Genomic DNA, 20,893 nt, shown 5'->3' on the forward strand with positions numbered 1-20,893 from the left:
GGGATCGGCCGCGGCAACGGAGTCGGGGGCCGGGGCGACCGTCATCGGGCGGACTGGTCCGGGTCGGCCGCGTCGTCGGGGGTTCCCGCGGTCTCGGCCGCGTCGTCGAGGAGACCGTCGGGCGGGTCCAGCACGACGCGTCCGCCCGCGACGTCGACCTCGGGCACGATCTCCCGCACGAACGGCACGAGCGCCTCGCCGCTGTCGCGGTCGAGGGAGAGCAGCTCGCCCCCCGGCGAGTGGACGACCTCGCGCACGGTTCCGACGACGGTGCCGTCGGTCAGTTCCGCACGCAGCCCTTCGAGTTCGTGGTCGTAGAACTCGTCGGGGTCGTCGATCGGCGGCAGTTCACGGGCTTCGGCGAGCAGCAACAGCCCACGTTGCCGTTCCGCCTCGGTGCGGTCCGGCACCTCCTCGAAACGCAGCAGCAGCCGCCCGCTGTGCCAACGGGCGGCTGCCACTGTGAGTCGAGTCGTGCGACCGTTGCGGGACTTGCCGGTCAGTACCGCACCTTCGGCGAAGCGCTCCTCGGGCGAGTCGGTCCGCACGTCCACGGCGAGTTCGCCGCGAATGCCGTGCGCTTTCGCGACCCGGCCGACCACGACCTCCACGGTGATGTCCGTTCAGCGGTCGGTGTCGATGACGTCGACGCGGATGCCCTTGCCGCCGACGGAGTTCATCACGGTGCGCAGCGACGTCGCGGTCCGCCCGCTGCGGCCAATCACCTTGCCGAGGTCGTCCGGGTGGACGTGGACCTCGAGCGTGCGACCGCGGCGGGTGCTGACCAGGTCGACGCGGACATCGTCGGGGTTGTCGACGATGCCGCGGACCAGGTGCTCGAGCGAGTCGGCGAGGAAGCTCACGCCTCGTCGGCCTTCTTCTCGCCCTCGGTGGACTCGGAGGCCTCGGCGGTCTCCTCGGACTCCGCCTTGTCGGCCTTCTTGTTGCCACCCTTCTTCTTCGGGGTGACGGCCGCGACGGACGGCTCTTCGTTCGCGGCGGCGAGCGCCTCGTTGAAGATCTCCTGCTTGGTCTTCTTCTCGGGCTGCGGCTTCAGCGTGCCCTCGGCACCGGGCAGGCCCTTGTGCTTCTGCCAGTCGCCGGTCACCTCGAGGATGCGCTGGACCGGCTCCGTCGGCAGCGCGCCGACGCCCAGCCAGTACTGCGCACGCTCCGAGTTCACCTCGATGAAGCTCGGCTCTTCCTTCGGGTGGTACTTGCCGATCGTCTCGATGGCCTTGCCATCCCGCCGGGTACGCGCGTCCGCGACGATGATGCGGTAGTACGGCGCACGGATCTTGCCCAGGCGCTGCAGCTTGATCTTGACGGCCACGGGTGTGGGTACTCCTGTCGTGTTCGCTTGCTCGGTTCGAGGCACCACCCCCGAGTGGGGAGCGGATCGGCGATGCCCGCAGGTCTGTGTATCGCTCCGACGCGGTGAGAGGGCCCGTTCGGAGCGGGCAAGCCCCCATTTTGCCAGAGCGAGGTACGTCACCTGCGACGGGCTCCCCTCCCGCGCCTGCGCGGCGGCCGAGAAGACTGCGGTGCGGGCCCGTACCGGCGCCGCGGCGCGAGCAGGCCGACGCGGTCGGGACCCGGCGGACGCCTGCCGCGGCGGGTACCCGCGACCTCCGCTTCCGGAGCCGGGCCGACGACGAGAGGATCGCACGTGGACGTCACCTCGGTGGCACTGCTCTCCGGAGCGGGGGTGGCGGCGGGGCTGGCGTCGTCGGTGGCGGGCCTCGCATCGTTGTTCAGCTATCCCGCGCTGCTCGCCGCGGGGCTGCCGCCGCTGACGGCGAACATGACGAACACCGTGGCGATGCTGGCGACGACCCTCGGCGCGGCGGGCGGGTCCCGTCACGAGCTCCGCGGGCAGGGCCGCAGGCTCGCCAAGATCGTCGCCGCGGCGACCGTCGGCGGGTCGGCCGGCGCCGCGCTGCTGCTGACGACTCCGGCCGACACGTTCGAACTCGTCGTGCCCTGGCTGATCGCGCTCGGCTCGGTGCTGCTCCTGTTGCGCGACCGGCTCCGGCACGCCGCCGACGTCCGCGCGGCGCGGCAGGGCCGTGAGCGCTCTCCCGGAGCGGGGTTCGCGGCGTCGTTCATCGCCGTGACGATCTACTCCGGGTACTTCGGTGCGGGCGCGGGCATCATGATGCTCGCGGTGCTGTCGATCTCGCTGCCGGACCGGCTCCCCGTGGCGAACGCGCTCAAGAACATCGCCAGCGGTGCGGCGAACGGCACCGCGGCTGTCGCGTTCGCGATCCTCGCGCCGGTGAACTGGACGGCGGCGGTCTCCCTGGCGGCCGGATCGTTCGTCGGCGCCTGGCTGGGCCCCATGGTGGTGCGGCGGCTGCCGGAACGCCCACTGCGCGTCGCCATCGCGCTCGCGGGACTCGGGCTCGCGGCCCACCTGCTGGTCCAGTCGCTGTAGCGGCTCACGCCTCGACGATCCCCAGCGCCGTCAGCAGGATCGCCACGGCGGGCAGGAAGTTGTTCATCTGGTGGGCGACGATGCTGCCGAGCAGTCGTCCGGTGATGAACCGGGCCAGTCCGATCGGGATCGAGATGACCAGCAGCAGCGTCGTGCGCAGCGGTTCGAGGTGGCTGACGGCGAACACGGCGGTCGACAGTCCGAACGCCGCGACCCTGCCCCACTTCTCGTTGCGCCATTCGAGCCGTTCCGTAGCGCTCCAGAGCAGGCCGCGGTAGATGATCTCCTCGCAGATCGGCCCGAGCAGCCACAGGTACAGGAACATCACGACGGCCGCCTGCACCGACATCGGCCGGCCTTCGACCAGGGCGCTGATCGCGGACTGGGCGTTGCGTTCGCCGACGATCTCGGTCCAGACCCACGCTCCGACACTGGTCACGACCAGCCCCAGTGCGCCCAGCTTGAGGCCGAGCTTGACGTCATCCCACGACCACGACAGGTTGAGGTCGGCGAGCGGGCCGTTACCGCGCACCTTCGTGATGACCAGTGCCGTACCCGCCGCGATCACCGTGGGCAGCATCGTGCCGATAAGCACGCTGCGTACGGACAGGTCGCCGCCGCCGCTGTGCAGGATGGCGCCGATCAGCGCGGCCGAGGCCAGTAGCACGGCCTCGACCAGTAGGAAGGCACCGAAGCCCCAGCGTGGCCGTGGCAGGCTCGCCGAGGACGGGTCGCCGGAGACCGGCTCACCCGGATTCGGTACCGCCACGCTGGTCCTCCCCCGATTCGGCCGACAAGATCGCCGCGAGCCTACTGTGCGTGCCCGCGCCGTCACGACCGCCCGGCAGGCGTCAGCGGACCAGCCGTCCCCTGAGGAGAATGTGACGAGGGCTGCGGAGGACGTCGATGTCCTCACGAGGGTCGGCGTCGAAGAGCACGAGGTCGGCCTGCGCACCGTCGGCGATGCCGTCGTGGCCGAGCCATGCGCGGGCCGCCCAGGACGCCGCACCCAGAGCCTGCTCCGCCGGCATTCCCGCGCGGTGCAGTGCGGAAACCTCGTCGGGCAGCTTGCCGTGGGCGACCATGCCGCCCGCGTCGGTGCCCGCGTAGATGTCGACGCCCGCGTCCATCGCCTCGCCGATCATGTCGCCGACGCCTGCGTGCAGTGCGCGCATGTGCGCCGCGTACGTCGGGTACTTGACCGCCTGGTCGGCGATGCCGGGGAAGTTCTCGATGTTGATCAACGTCGGCACCAGCGCCGTCCCCTGGGCGGCCATCCGGTCCAGCAGTGTGCGGTCCAGGCCCGTGCCGTGTTCGAGGCAGTCGATGCCCGCGTCGATGAGGCCGGGCAGCGCGGCCTCGCCGAACACGTGCGCCGTCACCCGCGCACCCGCGTCGTGGGCGGCCTTGACGGCGTCGGCGAGCACGTCGTCGGGCCACAGCGGGGCGAGGTCGCCGACCCCGCGGTCGATCCAGTCGCCGACCAGCTTGACCCAGCCGTCGCCCGCGACGGCCTGTTCGGCGACGGCGTCGGGCAGCTGTTCGGGGTGTTCCAGGTCGATGCCGAGCTTCGGGATGTAGCGCTTGGGCAGTGCGATGTGCTGCCCACAGCGAATGATCCGCGGCAGGTCGTCGCGCCGTTGCAGTGGCCGCGTGTCGATCGGCACGCCGCAGTCGCGGATGAGCAGTGTCCCCGCGTCGCGGTCGGTCTCGGCCTGTGTCACGGCCTCGTCGAGCGTGACCGGGCCGTCGACGCCGACGCCGGGGTGGCAGTGCGCGTCGACCAGGCCGGGCAGCACGAACGCGCCTTCGAGCGTCTGCGCACCCTCCACCGGCGTCAGGGAGATCCGGTCACCGTCGGTCCAGACGTCCTGCTCCCTGCCGTCGGGCAGGACGACACCGCGAATGTGGAACATGGGCGACTACTTGTTCTTCGGCAGCTTCAGCTTCGAGGGGTCGAATCCGGGTGGCAGGTCGTTGAGCCCGCCGCCGAGCTGCGACATGTCGGGCGTACCGCCCCCACCACCGGGCATGCCACCGGGAGGCATGCCGGGGAAGCCGCCGGGCATCTTCTGCTTCTGCTGCCCCTTGTTCTTGCCCTTCTTGTTCTTGCGGCCCTTCTTCTGCTTCTTCGTGGCGCTGCCGCCGCCACCGCCGAAGCCGAATTTGCCCGCCATCTGCTGCATCATCTTGCGGGCCTCGTAGAAGCGGTTGACGAGGTCGTTGACCTCCCGCACCGCGACACCGGAACCGTTGGCGATGCGCTGCCGCCGGGACGCGTTGATGATCTTCGGGTTCTCCCGTTCCGCCGGCGTCATACCGCGGATGATCGCCTGCAGCCGGTCGATCTGGCCGTCGTCGACCTGCGAGAGCTGGTCCTTCATCTGCCCCGCGCCGGGCAGCATGCCCAGCAGGTTGCCGATCGGCCCCATCTTGCGCACGGCCTGCATCTGCTCGAGGAAGTCCTCGAGCGTCATGTCGCCCGTGCCGAGCTTGGAGGCCGCCTGCTCGGCCTTCTCCTGGTCGAAGGCCTGTTCGGCCTGCTCGATCAGGGTGAGCATGTCGCCCATGCCGAGGATGCGGCTGGCCATCCGGTCCGGGTGGAAGACGTCGAAGTCCTCGAGCTTCTCACCGTTGGAGGCGAACAGGATCGGCTCGCCGGTCACCTGCCGCACCGACAGGGCCGCGCCACCGCGGGCGTCGCCGTCGAGCTTGGTCAGCACGACACCGGTGAAGCCGACGCCGTCGCGGAACGCCTCCGCGGTGGTCACGGCGTCCTGACCGATCATCGCGTCGACGACGAACAGCGTCTCGTCGGGCTGGACCGCGTCGCGGATGTCGGCGGCCTGCTGCATCAGCTCCTCGTCGACACCGAGGCGACCCGCGGTGTCGACGACGACCACGTCGTGCTGGGCGCGGCGCGCCTCCTCGATGCTGCGCTTGGCGACGTCGACCGGGTCGCCCACGCCGTTGCCCGGCTCGGGGGCGAAGGTCGTCACGCCGGCCCGCTCACCGACCACCTGCAGCTGCGTCACGGCGTTCGGGCGCTGGAGGTCGCAGGCCGCGAGCATCGGCGCGTGTCCCTGCGACTTCAGCCAGGTCGCCAGCTTGCCCGCGAGCGTCGTCTTACCGGAGCCCTGCAGACCGGCGAGCATGATGACGGTCGGCGGGTTCTTCGCGAGGTTCACCCGCCGGGTCTCGCCGCCGAGGATGCCGACGAGCTCCTCGTTGACGATCTTGATGACCTGTTGCGCCGGGTTCAGCGCCTCGGAGACCTCCGCGCCCTTCGCGCGCTCCTTGACGTGCTTGATGAACTCCCGCACCACGGGCAGCGCGACGTCGGCCTCCAGCAGCGCGATACGGATCTCGCGTGCGGTGGCGTCGATGTCGGCGTCGGAGAGCTTGCCCTTGCCGCGGAGGTTCTGCAGGACCGAGGTGAGCCGATCCGAGAGGGTGTCGAACACGGGGTGCACGCTCCAGCAGTTCGTGGTTCCTGGCGCCGGCCCACTACGCCGACGACCTCCCAGGGTACTGGCCGCCGGTGGCCGAGGGGCCGCCCGGCCGGTCTGTCCCCCACAGATCCCCCTCGTCCGGCCGGGCGGCGTCTCTGCTCGGGCACCGCGGCCCTGGTCGGCCTGTTCGCCAGACCCCCAGCACCAGGCGAACCTCACCGCCGCAGAACCGCTGTTTCCGAGCTGTTCCCAGCATGGGCGCCTGCGGGGGTGTGACGGCACCGTGAAGACACCGGAATCGGGCTGAGTAGAGCTACTCAACCTGCTTCTACGTAGGCCCGCGGGTCGGGTGGCGCATCCTCCACAGGGCGCCCGGTCCTGCCTCGGTGCCGTCCGGTACGGCCCCACGGCACCGAGGCAGGACCGGTACGCGAGAAGGCCCCGCCGGCGTGGCGGGGCCTTCTCACTGCGGCGGCTGTAGAGCGGGGGACGGCCGCTCTACAGCCCTGGTCAGCCCGCGGCGGCGAGCAGGGCCTGTTCGAGACGCCCGCGCCAGGCGGTGTCGATCGTTCCGGTCCTCGGGCCGACGGCGAACGAGTCGACGACCCGGTCGCCGAGCGTCTCGACCTTCGCCCAGCGCACCTCGGCGTCGCAGCGCCGCAAGGCTCCCGCCACGCGGTGCAGGAGTGCGATCCGGTCCATGGCTCGCAGCTCGACCACGACGGTCTCCGGGCCCGCCGTCTCGTCGTCGAACCACAGCACCCTCGGCGACACGGGCGCGGTGCGCGCGCCCGCGTAGGCCTGCTCCTTCTCGGCGAGTTTCTGTGCCAGCGCAAGCCCGCCCGCGACGGCGCGCGCGAACTGGTCCCGCAGCAGCGCCGGATCGGGCGGAGTGCCGAACCGCGGCGACGCCGTGAACACGCCGACCCTGCCGCCCGCGTGGGTACGCAGGGTGGCCGTGTGCACCTCGAGCGAGTTGAGCGCGAGCACGCCCGCCGCCGGGGTGAGCAGCTCGGCGCCCGCGGGGACGGCGAACACGACCGTGGTGACCTTGTCCTGCGGCCGCGCCGGGGTGACCGTGACCTGTCCCCTCGTCGCACGGACCGCCTCGGCGACGAGCTCGCGCTGCGTCGCGTCGAGGGCCTCCGGTTCGGGGAGCGGCCTTCCGGTCAGCAGCTTGCGGGTGCGGCTGACCAGCTCGGCCACCAGTCCGGCCTTCCAGTGGGTCCACACGCCGGGGCCGGTCGCCCGCGAGTCGGCCTTCGCCAGCGCGTGCAGCAGGTCGAGCAGCAACGGATCGCCGTCGATGGTCTTGGCGACGCGTTCGACGGTCTCCGGTTCGCTGATGTCGCGCCGCGTGGCCGTGTCCGGCAGGAGCAGGTGGTGCCGCACCATGCCGGCCACGAGTTTCGTGTCGCGTTCGGACAGTCCGACGCGGACGGCGACGTGTCCCGCGATCTCGGCGCCGAGTTCGGAATGATCGGCCTCGCGCCCCTTGCCGATGTCGTGCAGCAAGGCACCGAGCAGGAGCAGGTCGGGACGCGCGACGGTGTCGGTCAGCCCTGCCGCCTCGACGCACGCCTGCACCAGGTGCCGGTCGACCGTCCACGCGTGCACGGGTTCGCGCGGCGGGAGGTCGCGGACCGCGCCCCACTCGGGCAGCAGCCGTGCCCACAGGCCGGTGCGGTCGAGTGCCTCGACGGCGTCGACGAGTCCGTCGCCCGCGCCGAGCAGTTCGGTCAGCGCCCTCCTGCCCGACTCGGGCCACGGCGCCCGCAGTTCCGGCGCCGAATCGGCGAGCGTGCGCAGCGTGCCGTGCGAGATCGGATTGCCGGTCCGTGCCGACGCGGCGGCGACCCGCAACAGCAGTCCGGGATCCCGTGCTGGTACGGCGTCGCGGGCCAGCGCCACCTCGCCCGCGTGCAGCACCACGCCGTCGTCGAGCGGAGAACGGGACGGTCGCCTGCCGAACCTGCCCTTCGGCGGGTCGGCCGCACGCAACGCGACGTCGACGGCGTACGCGACCGTCCTTCCGGCGCCGGAGAGTCTGCGGGCCAGCGCGAACCGGTCGCCGAGGTCGAGTTCCGACGCGACCACGGCGGCGTCCTCCGCGCTGAGCACGTCCATGCTGCGGCGGACCGTGCGGCGCAGGTCGGTCCGCACGTCCAACAGCAGTTCCCGCGCGGCGGTCAGTTCCTCGCCGGGCCGGTCGGCCAGCTGTGCGGCGGCGAACGCGTCGAGCACCACGAGGTCCCGCAGGCCGCCGCGACCGTGTTTCAAGTCCGGTTCGGACGACTGCGCGATCTCGCCGCTGCGCCGCCAGCGCTCCCGGGTGGACTCGAGCAGTTCGGGGACGCGTTTCCTGGCGGTGCGCCGCCACTGGTCGCGGGCGGCTCCGACGAGCCGGGACGCCAGTTCGGCGTCACCCGCGATGAGCCTGCCGTCGAGCAGGCCCATGGCCGTGCGCAGATCCTCCGAGGCGACCTTCAGCGCCTCGGCGGGCGTGCGCACGGAATGGTCGAGACCGATGCGCGCGTCCCACAGCGGGTACCAGAGCGCATCCGCGATCTCGCCGATATCGGGATGTCCGTTGTGGATCAAAACCAGGTCGAGGTCGGAGAACGGCACGAGTTCCCGACGGCCGAGGCCGCCGACGGCGACCAGCGCCACGCCGTCCGGGAGTGCCCCGGAGGCGTCGGCACCGGCCGCCGCGGCGGCCTTGCTCAGCCAGAACTCGTAGAGGTCGACCAGCGCGGCCCGCAGTGCCGTGGCACCGAGCCTGCCGTGCCGGCCTTCCAGCAGCCTCTCGGCCGCCTCGACAAGTCCCCCTACGACCACCGCGCGCGCCTAGAGGGCATCCGCGCCGCGTTCGCCGGTGCGGACCCGCACGACGGTGTCGACCGACGTGACCCACACCTTGCCGTCACCGATCTTGCCGGTGTGGGCCGCGCCCGCCACCGCGTCGATGACCTTGTCCACGTTGGCGTCGTCGGTCACGACCTCGACCTTCAGCTTGGCCACGAAGTCGACGGCGTACTCGGCGCCGCGGTAGACCTCGGTGTGACCCTTCTGCCTGCCGTATCCCTGGACCTCGCTGACCGTCATGCCGAGCACGCCGAGCTGTTCGAGCGCCGAGCGGACGTCGTCGAGGGTGAAGGGCTTGATGATGGCGGTGATCAGCTTCATGAGTTGGTTTCCTCCAGCTTCTTGGCCGAGTTCGCCACACCGCTGCCGGACGACGTGGGACGGCCACCGCGGCCGCCCGCGAAGTCGTAGGCCGACTCGGCGTGCTCCGCCTCGTCGATCCCCGAGACCTCGTCCTCGGTCGAGACCCGGCCGCCCGTGACGGCCTTGACGAGGAAGCCGAGGATCGCGGCGACGATCCCGGAGTAGATCATGACGACGACCACGGAGAGCACCTGCTTGCCCAGCAGGTCGATGCTGCCGCCGTAGAAGAGGCCGTCGACACCCTCGCCGTCCGGGACCACGCTCGCGGTGGCCACGAAGCCGAGCATGATCGTGCCGATCAGGCCGCCCACGAGGTGGACGCCGACGACGTCGAGCGAGTCGTCGTAGCCGAAGCGGTACTTGAGGCCGACGGCCGCGGCGCAGACGACACCGGCGATCGCGCCGATGGCCAGCGCGCCCCACGTGTCGACGTAGGCACAGGCGGGCGTGATGGCCACCAGACCCGCGACGACACCGGAGGCGGCGCCGAGGCTGGTGGGCTTGCCGTCACGGATGCGCTCCAGCAGCAGCCAGCCGAGCATCGCCGCGGCGGTGGCGGTCAGCGTGTTGACGAAGGCGATACCCGCGACACCGTCGGCGGCGTAGGCCGAACCGGCGTTGAAGCCGAACCAGCCGAACCACAGCAGCCCCGCGCCGAGCATCACGTACGGCAGGTTGTGCGGCTTCATCGGTTCCTTCGGCCAGCCCGCCCGCTTGCCGAGCACGAGGACGAGGCCGAGCGCGGCGGCACCCGCGTTGGTGTGCACCGCCGTACCGCCCGCGAAGTCGAGGGCGCCCATCTCGTCGATCCAGCCGCCGCTGCCCCACACCCAGTGCGCCACCGGGAAGTAGACGAGCGTGGCCCACAGGCCGCCGAACAGCAGCCAGGCACCGAACTTCATGCGGTCGGCGACGGCACCGGCGATCAGCGCGACCGTGATGATCGCGAACATCGCCTGGAACGCCACGTCGACCGTGCCGGCCGTCGGGTCTCCCTCGGGCGTCATCAGCCCGGACAGGCCGAGCATCTCGAACGGGTTGCCGACGACGCTGCCGACGGTCTCGCCGTAGGTCATCGAGTAGCCGTAGACGACCCACAGCACGGAGATGAGCCCCATCGAGCCGAAGCACATCATCAGCATGTTGAGCACGCTCTTCGAGCGGACCATGCCGCCGTAGAAGAACGCCAACCCCGGCGTCATGAGCAACACCAGCGCTGCACTGGTGAGCAACCAGGCGGTATTCCCTTCCACGCTTCTCCTCCTTAAGAGAGCAGGCAGCCGAACTCGCGATTGCGGGACAGCATCGGGAAACCGTGTTGCGCCGAATGGCTCATGACGTTTCGGGTTCGTGAAGCGATTCGTCGTCATTGTTACTTCTGCGTTTCTGCCGACCGGGCCGGACACGTCCGATTGCGAAACCTCGTGGTCGAATAGGGATCGTGACCACTCCGAACCGGCCGCCGCGTTCACTGCCGCCCGCGGTCGTGAACGCGCTGCGCTGCTCCGTGTGCGCGGAGCCGTTGCATCCGGAAGGACGGTCGTTGCGCTGCGTGCGGCGGCATTCGTTCGACCTCGCGAAGCAGGGCTACGTGAACCTTCTCCGCGCAGGGGTCGATGCGGGCACTGCCGACACCGGCGAGATGGTCGCGGCCCGCGCGGACTTCCTGGCGACGGGCCGATACGACCCGCTCGTGAAACTGCTCGCACGCGTGACGGCCGCGGCCGGCGATCCGGAGTTCGTCGTCGACGCCGGGGCGGGCACGGGCCACTACCTCGCGGGAGTGCTGGACCGGGTGGAGTCCGCGTGGGGCCTGGCACTCGACGTGTCGGCCCCTGCCCTGCGGCGGGCGGCGAAGGCGCATCCGCGGATCGGCGCCGTGGTGTGGAATCTGTGGGAGCCGTGGCCGGTGGCCGACGGGGTCGCCGACGTCGTGCTCGACGTCTTCGCGCCTCGCAACGCGGCGGAGTTCCACCGCGTGTTGCGACCCGGCGGCCTGCTCGCCGTCGCGACGCCCGGGGCGGGCCACCTGCGCGAACTCGTCAGCGAGCTGGGCCTGCTCGACATCGCGGGCGACAAGGCCGACCGGGTCGCCGAATCACTGGCGGGACACTTCGAACCCGCCGGGGTGGAGACGACCCGGCACACCGCCACGCTCGACGCCGACGAGGTGCGCAACCTCGTGCTCATGGGACCCAACGCGCACCATCTCCACCGCGACGGCCTCGGCGACAAGCTCGACGCGCTGACCGGTGGCGTGACGGTCACCATCGAGTTCGACGTGTCCCTACTGCGCAGGAGGGGATGACAGGACGGAACGCCACCCGCCCGTACGGTCGGATGCGGGCGCCCGGGCGCGGGGAGACGGGACCGAGACGCGGAGGTGAGAGTGACCGAGCTGGCCGCGAGCGTGCTGGCCGACCGCATCTGGCTGCGGGAGGATCTGCGACGCGCGGCGGGACTCTACGGCGAGGCGGGTGACCGGGTGCTCGGCACGATCCGGTGGTACTCGGCGTCGTCGATGCTCGTCGCACCCGCGCTGGAATCACTGGTCCACACCGGCACGGCGACCGATCCGGCGCTGGAAGCGGTCAGACTGGACGTGCACCACGACGGCCGGATCCTCGACGCGCGGTCGGTGCGCCCCTTCGACGGCGACGCCGGGCGGTTGGCACACGCGCTGGCCGGCGCGCTGGGGGCCGCCGTCGAGGCGATCGCCGACGTCAGCGGGGCGAGCCCGCGCTCGCTCTGGGCGATCGCGGCCGACTCGATCGGCAACCGCCTGTTGTGGGCCGGCGCGAGGCTCGGCGCCGCCGAGGACGCGATGCGGCTCGCAGGCGAGCTCGGTGACGGCATCGCGGCGGCGGGAGCGCCCATGCCCCGGCCGTTGTTCACCGAGGCGGGCGGCACCCCCGTGGTGCGGCGTACGTCCTGCTGCCTGATCTACGAGATCCCCGGCGGTCAGAAGTGCGCCAGCTGTCCGAAACAGACACCCGAGGAACGGACCCGGCGCCTGCGGTCGCTCCTCGGCTGAGGCGTCTCCCGGAGCCGTGGTCACGGACCCGACGGCGGCGGCCCGGAACCGGTCAGGACGCCGCGTCGAACCGCTCGGCGAGTGCCGCGCGGCCGGCACTCGTCAGGGAGCCGAGGAGCCGCAACCTGGCCAGGCCGCCGTCCGGGTAGATGTCGAGGCGCAGCCTGCTCGCGGGGTGAGCGCCGGTGATCGGGAACCGGTGCCGCGTGTCGGGCTGCAGCCGGGTCCTCGGGAGCAGTTCGAACCAGGTCTCGCCGTCGGTCGAACCACTCAGCGACGCCCAACCGGGTGCGTTGCCGCGCAGGTTGCTGGTGTCGAGCTCGGCGAACCGCGCCACTCCCTCGGCGGCCAGGTCCACGATCATCCAGTCGTTGCTGTCGTCCCTGCGGCGCGCGGTCTCCCAGCCTTCCGCCTGGTGCGCGGCCAGTCCCGGGGCGAGGACGTTGCTCGGCGAGGAGTAGAACATGTTGCTGCACGCCGTGACGACGGCGCCGCTGTCCAGCGCCGCGAGGTCGACGGCGTCCGGGTCGACGAGCGCCGGATCGGGCACGACCGTGCCGTGCACGCGCAGCCGCGCGATGCCGCCGTCGGGGTGCATCGTCAGCCGTACGTGCGTGTACCTGCGCGCCGCCGCCTCAGGGCTCACCGGGTAGAAGTTCTCCGTGTTCCCCTCCGCGGGCGCGCGGTCGACGAGCACGTCCCAGTCGGCGGCCGCGACCTCGTCGGCGTTCGGGTAGCCGGGGAGCGCGCACGCCTCCACCGAGACGTGCGGCGGGTAGTTGCCCGTGAAGAACGCCGTGTCGACGACGACGCCCGTCACGGTGCCCGGTGCGCCGAGTCGCACGACGGCCCGGTCGTCACCGGGGCCGCGGTGCCTGCGCGTCTCCCAGCCGTCGTAGACCTGCCCCTTCGGGCCGAACGTCTCCGGCTGGTGCCGCGGCGGCCACGGGTTGACGAGGTTCTCCTTCTCGGCGAACAGCTCGTCACTGGCCCACATGACCGTGCCGCCGAACCGGCGGGAAGCCAACTCGGTCAGTGTTGTCCACTCCGGACGGTCGATCATGTGCCCTCCCTGGTCAGGAACTCTCCGAACGGTTCGACTCCGGATTCGAGGTCGATCTCGCGGCCGCGCAGCCAGCTCGCCCGCACGACTCCCGCGAGCGCACGGTCGTGGTAGGCGCTCACCGGGTTGCGGTGCCGCAACCGCGTGCGGTCGACGACGAACGCCTCGTCGGGGGCGAACACCGCGAAGTCCGCGTCGCAGCCGACGGCGATATGCCCCTTCCGCGACAGTCCGACCTGGTCGGCGGGACGCTCGGCCATCCACCGCACGACGTCGTCGAGCGTGAACCCGCGTGCGCGGGCGCCGGTCCACACCGCGGGCAGGCCGACCTGCAGTCCGGCGATCCCGCCCCAGGCGTCGCCGAAATCCCCGGTGTCGAGCCGTTTCAGGTCGGGTGTGCACGGCGAATGGTCGGTCACGACGCAGTCGATCACGCCGTCGCCCAGCGCCCGCCAGAGCCGTTCCCGGTTGCCTGCCTCTCGGATGGGCGGGCAGCACTTGAATTCGGTGGCGCCGTCGCGGATCTCCTCGGCGACGAAGCTCAGGTAGTGCGGGCACGTCTCGGCGGTGACGCGCACGCCGTCGGCGCGTGCCTGTGCGAGCAGCGGCACCGCGTCCCCTGAAGCCAGGTGCAGGATGTGCACGCGCGCTCCCGTGCGGCGGGCGAGGTCGAGAACGCGGGCGATCGCCGTGTTCTCCGCGTCGCGGGGGCGGGAGCCGAGGAAGTCGGCGTACGCCCGGCCGTGGGCCGCGGGCGCGGCGTCGATCGTGTCGGCGTCCTCGGCATGCACGATCAACAGGCCGTCGAAAGCGGCCAGTTCGCGCATCGCCTCCTCGAGCCCGGCCTCGTCGAGCGGGGCGAACTCGTCCACGCCCGAATGCAGCAGGAAGCACTTGAACCCGAACACGCCCGCCTCGTGCAGTGGCCGCAGTTCGCCGCGGTTGCCCGGGACCGCCCCACCCCAGAAGCCGACGTCCACGGCGATCCGCCCCGCGGCCGCGCGGCGTTTGACGTCGAGCGATGCGACGTCGACCGTCGGCGGCAGGCTGTTGAGCGGCATGTCGACGAGCGTGGTGACGCCGCCCGCGGCCGCTGCGCGCGTGGCGGTGTCGAAGCCCTCCCAGTCGCTACGGCCGGGATCGTTGACGTGGACGTGCGTGTCGACCAGGCCGGGCAGCAGCACCTCGTCGTCGCGCAGTTCCACCACGCGGTCGCCGGTGAGCGCGCCGTAGTCCTCGACCGCCGTGATGCGCCCTCCGGTCACGCCGACGCTGCAGGACCGCTCACCGTCGGGCGTCACCGCACGCGGCGCGCGGAGCACCAGGTCCATACCCGCACCTCCTCGCCGTACGCTCCCTCGCAGCCAAGCACATGTGAAGTCATGGGTAAACACCCAACGGGACCTGTTTCCTTCACGCCACGACCACGACCACGCGCGACCCGCTAGATTCGACCCCGTGGCCACCGCCGACGACGCCCGTTCCGCCGCCGCGCAGCCGGGCAACAGTGCGCAGCCGGGCGACGCCGCACAGCTGGGCGCCCGGATCCGGTCGGTGCGCACCGCACGCGGCGTGTCCCTGCGCGGACTCGCCGCCGACCTCGGCATCAGCCCGAGTGCCCTGTCACAGATCGAACGCGGTCGGATGCGCCCGTCGGTGACCCGGCTGCTGCAGATCATGTCGGCGTTGAACGCACCACTGTCCGCGGCGTTCGGCGAGGCGACCGGTGAGGCGGTGCCGCGCGCGGACCCGGCGGACGAGGGCGCGGCGACCCCCGACGGCTCCGGCACCAGGTCCGCCGGCAGCACCGGCGGCGGATCCGGCGGGGTCGTCGTCACGCGCGCCGCCGACGCCGCGGTGCTCTCGCTCGGCGACGGCGTGACCTACCGGAGCCTCACCCCTGTCCCGCTGGCGGGCGCGGAGGTGTACGAAACGGTCTACCCGCCCGGGGCGACGTCCAGCCAGGACGCCGAGTACCTGCGCCACACCGGGCACGAGATGGGCACCGTGACGGCGGGCAGGCTGACCGTCGACGTCGACGGCGTCCGGCACGAGCTCGGCCCTGGCGACGGCGTCCGCTTCCCGTCCGCGACGCCGCACCGCATCCGCAACGACGGCGACGACACCGCCGTGGCCGTGTGGATCAACGTGCGCTGACCACGCGCACCGGCCGTCAGCGGATCCCGCGACGCTCCCGCGGCAACCAGTCGAGTGAGTCGAGCGTGCCGGTGGACGGCAGGTACTCCAGGCCGACGAAGCCGTCGTATCCTGCGGCTTCGAGCGCGGCGAGGTGCCGGTCCAGATCGGTCGTGCCGCTGCCCGGTTCGCGACGGCCGGGCGCGTCGGCCAGCTGGACGTGCCCGGTGCGGGAGGCGTGCTCGGCCACCGTGTCGATGTCGCCCGCGACGGCGCGGTGGTACAGGTCCGTGAGCAGCGTGAGTTCGGGCCTGCCGACCCGGTCGAGAACGGCGAGGGCGTCGGCGGTCGTGGTCAGCGGGTACGCCGGGCGGCCGGACAGCGCCTCCAGCACGAGCTTCCCGTCGAGCTCGCCGACGCGGCGGGCGAGCCTGTCCAGGGTGGCGGCGGCGACCTCGTCCTGCTCCTGCGGATCCGCGCCGTCGAGGCGGTTGCCGTAGAGCGCGTTGAACCGCCGCGTGCCCAGCCTGCCCGCGATGTCGAGCGCCACCTCCACGCTCTCGGCCAGTTCCTCCTCCCGGCCCGGCCACGACACGAGCCCGCTGTCGCCCGCCGCCATGTCGCCCGCGAAGAAGTTCAGGCTGACGAGCCGCACCCCGGCGTCGGCGATCGCGGAGACGAACGCGTCGACGGCGGCGTCGGAGGGCACCGCCACGGCGTCGAACGGCCACCAGCACTCTACGGCGTCGAACCCAGTCTCACGCGCCGCCCGTGGGCGTTCGAGCAGGGGAAGCTCCGTGAACAGCGTCGACAGATGGGCGTCGAAGGACAGGCCGTGCCGCGTGGGATCGGGGGTCATGCGCCCATTCTGGCCCGCGCCGGACGTGGCCACGTAACCTTCCCCCTCGTGGGACAGCTGGAGGCCGAGTTCACGAGCGAACCCTTCCACGGGGAGGGACCGCCGCCCGCGCACGCCGTCCGGGCACGCACCGCGGCCGAGAACGCCGGGCTGACCACCGAGTTCGGCCCGCTCGGCACGTCGGTCAGCGGCGAGGAGGACGCCCTGCTCGACGCACTGCCCGCCATCGCCCGCGCGGCGCTCGACGGCGGCGCGACCCGCCTCACGCTGCGGGTGCAACGGCCCGGCACCGCGGTCGACACCGACGACGGGGAACCCGGCAGCGTCCTCGACGGAATGGTGCGCCAGGTCGAGACCGAACTCGGCACGCGACTGTCCGACCTGGACAGAGCAGGCAAACAGCGCGCGGTACGACTGCTCGACGAACGGGGTGCGTTCCAGCTGCGCCGTTCCGTGGCCGCGGTCGCCGAGCAGCTCGGCGTCACCCGCTTCACGGTGTACAACTACCTCAACCGCGGCTGATCGGCCGACACCGGGACCACTCCCGGCACACCCCGTCTCGCCGAGCGCGCTCCGCCTTCCCGGGCACACCCGAATTTCAACAAAATGTTGACGCGTTGATGGGGCTCGCTTACTTTGCAACGGATGAGCCACATTCGGCTGGCCGAATTCAACTCGGCCGATCCGGACCGCATCCGACCACTGCTGACCGAGTGCCTCGAGGTCCCCCGGTGGGCCGACCACGTGCTCGCGGGCCGCCCGTATGCCGACGTCGACGCGCTGCTCACCCACGCCCGCATCACCCTCGAACCGGCGGAGATCCACACCGCGATAGCGGCCCATCCCCGTATCGGCGAGAAACCGGCCACCGGGACGTCACGCACCGAACAGTCCGGTGTGGACGACGAGGACGCGGTGAAGTTCCGCGCCGCCAACGTCGAGTACGAGGAGCGCTTCGGCCACGTGTTCCTGGTCTGTGCGAGCGGCCGCAGCGGCGCGGAGCTCCTCGAGAACCTCCGCGCCCGGCTCGGCAACGACCCCGACACCGAGTTGCGCGTCGCCGGCGAGGAACTGGTCGAGATCGCGCTGCTGCGCCTGGAGAAAGCGGTGACCGCATGAGCCACGTGACCACCCACGTCCTCGACACCGCCCGCGGACACCCCGCCGCGGGCATCCCCGTACGCCTCGACGCGCGCGACGACGGCTGGTCGACCATCGCCACCGCCGCCACCGACGACGACGGCCGCGTCCGCGAGCTCGGCCCGGAGTCGCTGCCCGCCGGCGTGTACCGGCTGGTGTTCGACACCGAGTCCTATCTCGGCGGCGACTGCTTCCTGCCCGAGGTCACGGTGACGTTCCGCATCACCGATCCGGCCGCGCACTACCACGTGCCCGTGCTGCTGAGCCCGTTCTCCTACTCCACCTACCGAGGGAGCTGATTCGACGTGGGCATCACGCTGGGGCCCAACCAGTACGGCAAGGCCGAGGTCCGGCTCGTCACGGTCGACCGCCAGGGGCCGGTGCACCACCTGAAGGACGTCACGGTGTCGACGTCGCTGCGTGGCAGCCTGGAGCGCACCCACCTGACCGGCGACAACGCCGACGTCGTGGCCACGGACACGCAGAAGAACACGGTCTACGCGTTCGCCGCCGACGGTGTCGGGGAGATCGAGGACTTCGCGCTGCGGCTCGCCGAACATTTCACCGGCTCGTTCGAACACATCACCGGCGCCAGGATGCTGATCTCCGAGCACGGCTGGAACCGCATCGACGTCGACGGCACCCCGCACGACCACGCCTTCAGCCGCGGTGGCGGCGAGGAGCGCACCACCGCCGTCACCGTGCAGGACGGCAAGGCCTGGGTCGTGTCCGGCCTGACCGGGCTGACGGTGCTGAAATCGACCGGGTCGGAATTCCACGGATTCCCCCGCGACGAATACACCACGCTCGCCGAGACCACCGACCGGATTCTTGCGACGGCCGTCACGGCACGCTGGCGTTACTCGGCCGCGAGCGGTATCAACTGGGCCCAGTCGTTCGACGAGATCCGCCGCACGCTGCTCGAAACGTTCGCCAAGAAACACAGTCTGTCGCTGCAGCAGACCCTGTACGCGATGGGTGAGGCCGTGCTCGAGGCACGGCCCGAGGTCGCCGAGATCCGGCTGTCCCTGCCGAACAAGCACCACTTCCTCGTGGATCTGAGCCCGTTCGGCCTGTCCAACGAGAACGAGGTGTTCCACGCCGCCGACCGCCCGTACGGCCTCATCGAGGGCACCGTGATCCGGGACGACGAGCCGGCCGACGCGGCCGGACTCGCCTGGTACTCGCTACCCGAGTTCTGAGGCCGTGACTCCGAGGCTGCGGTTCTGAGGCCGCGGCTCCGAGGTTCCGGCGGGGTGCCGCGGCGCCACCCGCCGGCCCCGCCGCCCACCGGGCACGCCGGCAGTGTCCCCACCGTCAGGTCACCGACCACTTTGGAGCGTTCCCGTGCATCCCGTCGACGCGAAACCGCCGTTACCGCAACTGATCGCCGGAGGTCTGCAGCACGTCGCGGCCATGTACGCGGGTGTCGTGGCTCCGCCGCTCATCATCGGTGGCGCGGTCGGCCTCTCCCCCGGCCAGCTGAGCCTGCTGATCAGCGCGAGCCTGTTCACCGCGGGCCTGGCGACACTGCTGCAGACACTCGGCGTGTGGCGGTTCGGTGCACGGCTGCCACTGGTGAACGGCGTGACGTTCGCGACCGTGGCGCCCGTGCTGGCCATCGTGGAGCAGCACGGGCAGGAGGCCTCACTCGGCGTGGTCTACGGCGCGACACTCGTCGCGGGCGCGCTGATCGTGCTGGCGGCGCCGTTCTTCTCCCGGCTGACCCGGTTCTTCCCACCGATCGTCACCGGCACGGTCATCACCCTCATCGGGGTGTCGCTGCTGCCGGTGGCCGTCGGATGGGTCGCGAACCAGGAGGAGTCGGCGAGCGGCACGAACCTGCTGCTGGCGGGCGTCACGCTCGTGGCGGTCCTGGCGTTCAACCGGTTCCTGTCCGGGTTCTGGAGCAGGGTCGCACTGTTGCTGGGACTCGTGCTGGGCACGCTCGTAGCCTGGCCGCTGGGCGAGGTCGACACGTCGACACTCGCGGAGGCGCCCGCGTTCGGCATCGTCACGCCGTTCCACTTCGGCGCGCCCGCGTTCGACATCGCGGCGATCGTGTCCATGGCGATCGTGGCGCTGGTGATCATGGCCGAGAGCACCGCGGACATGCTCGCCCTGGGCGAGATCGTCGAACGCCCCACGTCCGAACGCACGCTGGCGGACGGGTTGCGCGCCGACGGGTTCGGCACCGCCGTGGCAACCGTCTTCGGCGGCTTCGCCTGCACGGCGTTCGCGCAGAACGTCGGCCTCGTCGCACTGACCCGCATGGTCAGCCGGTATGTCGTCGCGGCCAGTGGGCTGATCCTCGTGCTGCTGGGCATGTTCCCCGTGACGGGCGGAATCGTGGCGCTCGTGCCGCAGCCGGTGCTCGGCGGCGCCGGACTGGTGCTGTTCGGCAGCGTGGCGGTGTCCGGCCTGCGGACGCTCGCCAAGGCCTCGTTCGAACGCCCCGCCAACGTGACCATCGTCGCCGCGGCCCTCGGCATCGGCCTCATCCCCATCGCGGCGCCCGAGTTCTACGCCGGATTCCCGTCCGCTCTCCGCACCGTGCTCGACTCCGGCATCAGTGCGGGCTGCCTCGCCGCCGTGATCCTCAACCTCGTGTTCGGCGACCGCGTGCGACGGTCCACTCCGGACACCGCCGGGGACCCGGAGCCTGCCGACCGGCCTGCCACGGCACGTGCCGACTCCGGGGAACCCGCGGACGAGGCATGATGCGTACCTCGGCGACCGGCCGGGTACGCCGAGGGACATGGCGAGTGACGCGGCGGAGTTCGTTCCCGACACCCGTGAGCTGTCGGCACTGGCCCGCGCCGTGCGGGACTGCCGCGGCTGCGAGCTCCACGCGAACGCGACCCAGGCCGTGTTCGGGTCGGGTCCGGTGCGGGCACGGGTGATGGCGGTCGGCGAACAACCCGGCGACCGCGAGGACGTCGAGGGAGAACCGTTCGTCGGCCCTGCGGGCCGCAACTGGACCGCGCCTTCGTGGACAGCGGATTCGACCGCGAGGACCTGTACCTGACGAACGCCGTCAAGCACTTCAAGTTCGTTCCGCCCGAGCGCGGCAAACGGCGGATCCACCAGAAACCGTCCCGGAGCGAGGTCGTCGCGTGCCGGCCGTGGCTCACGGCCGAGCTGGCCGCCGTAGGCCCGGACCTGGTGGTGCTGCTGGGCGCGACGGCGGCGCAGGCGGTGTTCGGCACGTCGTTCCGTGTGACGCAGCGACGCGGCGAGGTGCTCGACCTGCCGGACGACACCGTCTCGGACGAGGCCGCCGGAGGGCCTGTGCGAGCGGTGGCGACCGTGCACCCGTCGTCGGTGCTGCGGTCCCGCGACCGCGACGCCGACTACGCGGCACTCGTCGACGACCTCCGGCGGGCGCGGGAAGCCCTGTAGGCCGGTGCCGGCGTCCGGGTCGTCCTACGTGGCCGGGCGGCGGCTCCCCGACACGGCACCACGGTCCCCTGGAAACGCGGTCACGGGGCAGCGCGTCGACGAGGAGCGGTGGTCGGACGGGAGCAACACGGAGGCTGTTCCG

21 protein-coding genes and 1 pseudogene are annotated in these 20,893 nt (G+C 71.6%); 10 read left to right on the forward strand and 12 right to left on the reverse strand.

Annotated elements, in window-relative coordinates:
* Nucleotides 1-41: 41 nt before the first annotated feature.
* Genes rimM through rpsP form a run of 3 tightly spaced genes read right to left on the reverse strand, consistent with a single transcriptional unit; the run spans nt 42 to nt 1,333 of the window.
* On the reverse strand, nt 42-611 hold the full coding sequence (gene rimM, locus LY13_RS15870; protein ID WP_253829229.1) for a ribosome maturation factor RimM: 570 nt from the start codon (nt 609-611) through the stop codon (nt 42-44).
* 12 nt (nt 612-623) lie between these two features.
* Entirely contained in the window at nt 624-863 is a 240-nt protein-coding gene (locus LY13_RS15875) for an RNA-binding protein (RefSeq protein ID WP_253829230.1), read from the reverse strand.
* A complete protein-coding gene (rpsP, locus tag LY13_RS15880) occupies nt 860-1,333 on the reverse strand; it encodes a 30S ribosomal protein S16 (RefSeq protein ID WP_253829231.1) in 474 nt (157 codons plus the stop codon). The genes LY13_RS15875 and rpsP overlap by 4 nt, the downstream gene beginning before the upstream one ends.
* 336 nt (nt 1,334-1,669) lie before the next feature.
* Here rpsP and LY13_RS15885 point away from each other — a divergent pair, with 336 nt between their 5' ends.
* Nucleotides 1,670-2,437: a sulfite exporter TauE/SafE family protein gene (locus LY13_RS15885; protein WP_253829232.1), complete on the forward strand. Its 768-nt coding sequence runs from the start codon at nt 1,670-1,672 to the stop codon at nt 2,435-2,437.
* A gap of 4 nt (nt 2,438-2,441) precedes the next feature.
* Here LY13_RS15885 and LY13_RS15890 read toward each other — a convergent pair whose 3' ends face one another.
* The 6 genes from LY13_RS15890 to LY13_RS15915 form a co-directional block, all read right to left on the reverse strand.
* Nucleotides 2,442-3,206, reverse strand: coding sequence for a CPBP family intramembrane glutamic endopeptidase (locus tag LY13_RS15890; RefSeq protein WP_372493840.1), 765 nt, complete (start codon nt 3,204-3,206; stop codon nt 2,442-2,444).
* An 82-nt stretch (nt 3,207-3,288) separates the two neighbouring features.
* Nucleotides 3,289-4,353, reverse strand: coding sequence for an amidohydrolase family protein (locus LY13_RS15895; RefSeq protein ID WP_253829233.1), 1,065 nt, complete (start codon nt 4,351-4,353; stop codon nt 3,289-3,291).
* 6 nt (nt 4,354-4,359) lie between these two features.
* Nucleotides 4,360-5,901: a signal recognition particle protein gene (gene ffh, locus LY13_RS15900; protein WP_253829234.1), complete on the reverse strand. Its 1,542-nt coding sequence runs from the start codon at nt 5,899-5,901 to the stop codon at nt 4,360-4,362.
* Between the two features lie 498 nt (nt 5,902-6,399).
* The gene (locus LY13_RS15905; protein WP_253829235.1) at nt 6,400-8,727 is read right to left on the reverse strand and encodes a [protein-PII] uridylyltransferase; all 2,328 of its coding nucleotides are present in this window, start codon (nt 8,725-8,727) and stop codon (nt 6,400-6,402) included.
* Between the two features lie 9 nt (nt 8,728-8,736).
* Nucleotides 8,737-9,075 carry a P-II family nitrogen regulator gene (locus LY13_RS15910; protein WP_253829236.1) on the reverse strand — a complete coding sequence of 113 codons (339 nt, stop codon included), beginning with the start codon at nt 9,073-9,075 and terminating at the stop codon, nt 8,737-8,739.
* Entirely contained in the window at nt 9,072-10,370 is a 1,299-nt protein-coding gene (locus LY13_RS15915; protein WP_253829237.1) for an ammonium transporter, read from the reverse strand. The genes LY13_RS15910 and LY13_RS15915 overlap by 4 nt, the downstream gene beginning before the upstream one ends.
* A 218-nt stretch (nt 10,371-10,588) precedes the next feature.
* Between LY13_RS15915 and LY13_RS15920 the strand changes: the two genes are divergently transcribed.
* Entirely contained in the window at nt 10,589-11,425 is an 837-nt protein-coding gene (locus tag LY13_RS15920) for a putative RNA methyltransferase (protein ID WP_301299133.1), read from the forward strand.
* 81 nt (nt 11,426-11,506) lie between these two features.
* The gene (locus tag LY13_RS15925) at nt 11,507-12,151 is read left to right on the forward strand and encodes a (2Fe-2S)-binding protein (RefSeq protein WP_253829239.1); all 645 of its coding nucleotides are present in this window, start codon (nt 11,507-11,509) and stop codon (nt 12,149-12,151) included.
* A gap of 52 nt (nt 12,152-12,203) precedes the next feature.
* On the opposite strand, the gene alc is transcribed toward LY13_RS15925, so the two are convergent.
* Nucleotides 12,204-13,214, reverse strand: coding sequence for an allantoicase (gene alc / locus LY13_RS15930; protein WP_253829240.1), 1,011 nt, complete (start codon nt 13,212-13,214; stop codon nt 12,204-12,206).
* A complete protein-coding gene (gene allB, locus LY13_RS15935) occupies nt 13,211-14,545 on the reverse strand; it encodes an allantoinase AllB (protein WP_253829241.1) in 1,335 nt (444 codons plus the stop codon). Before allB ends, alc begins: the two co-directional genes overlap by 4 nt.
* A gap of 127 nt (nt 14,546-14,672) precedes the next feature.
* Between allB and LY13_RS15940 the strand changes: the two genes are divergently transcribed.
* A complete protein-coding gene (locus tag LY13_RS15940) occupies nt 14,673-15,371 on the forward strand; it encodes a helix-turn-helix domain-containing protein (RefSeq protein WP_253829242.1) in 699 nt (232 codons plus the stop codon).
* 16 nt (nt 15,372-15,387) lie between these two features.
* On the opposite strand, the gene LY13_RS15945 is transcribed toward LY13_RS15940, so the two are convergent.
* Nucleotides 15,388-16,209, reverse strand: a complete 822-nt coding sequence (locus LY13_RS15945) for a hydroxypyruvate isomerase family protein (RefSeq protein ID WP_253829243.1) — start codon at nt 16,207-16,209, stop codon at nt 15,388-15,390.
* A 48-nt stretch (nt 16,210-16,257) separates the two neighbouring features.
* Here LY13_RS15945 and LY13_RS15950 point away from each other — a divergent pair, with 48 nt between their 5' ends.
* From LY13_RS15950 to LY13_RS15975, 6 genes and pseudogenes are all read left to right on the forward strand, one after another.
* The gene (locus LY13_RS15950; RefSeq protein WP_253829244.1) at nt 16,258-16,731 is read left to right on the forward strand and encodes a helix-turn-helix domain-containing protein; all 474 of its coding nucleotides are present in this window, start codon (nt 16,258-16,260) and stop codon (nt 16,729-16,731) included.
* A 123-nt stretch (nt 16,732-16,854) separates the two neighbouring features.
* Nucleotides 16,855-17,328 (forward strand): 2-oxo-4-hydroxy-4-carboxy-5-ureidoimidazoline decarboxylase, encoded by a 474-nt coding sequence (uraD, locus tag LY13_RS15955; protein WP_253829245.1) that lies wholly within the window; start codon nt 16,855-16,857, stop codon nt 17,326-17,328.
* The gene (gene uraH / locus LY13_RS15960; protein ID WP_253829246.1) at nt 17,325-17,648 is read left to right on the forward strand and encodes a hydroxyisourate hydrolase; all 324 of its coding nucleotides are present in this window, start codon (nt 17,325-17,327) and stop codon (nt 17,646-17,648) included. The genes uraD and uraH overlap by 4 nt, the downstream gene beginning before the upstream one ends.
* A gap of 6 nt (nt 17,649-17,654) precedes the next feature.
* Nucleotides 17,655-18,551: a factor-independent urate hydroxylase gene (gene pucL, locus LY13_RS15965; RefSeq protein ID WP_253829247.1), complete on the forward strand. Its 897-nt coding sequence runs from the start codon at nt 17,655-17,657 to the stop codon at nt 18,549-18,551.
* A 145-nt stretch (nt 18,552-18,696) separates the two neighbouring features.
* Nucleotides 18,697-20,070, forward strand: coding sequence for a nucleobase:cation symporter-2 family protein (locus LY13_RS15970; protein WP_253829248.1), 1,374 nt, complete (start codon nt 18,697-18,699; stop codon nt 20,068-20,070).
* 37 nt (nt 20,071-20,107) lie between these two features.
* Nucleotides 20,108-20,751: pseudogene (locus LY13_RS15975) on the forward strand (UdgX family uracil-DNA binding protein).
* Nucleotides 20,752-20,893 lie beyond the last annotated feature (142 nt).

The organism is Prauserella aidingensis, from assembly GCF_024171865.1.
Classification (GTDB): domain Bacteria; phylum Actinomycetota; class Actinomycetes; order Mycobacteriales; family Pseudonocardiaceae; genus Prauserella; species Prauserella aidingensis.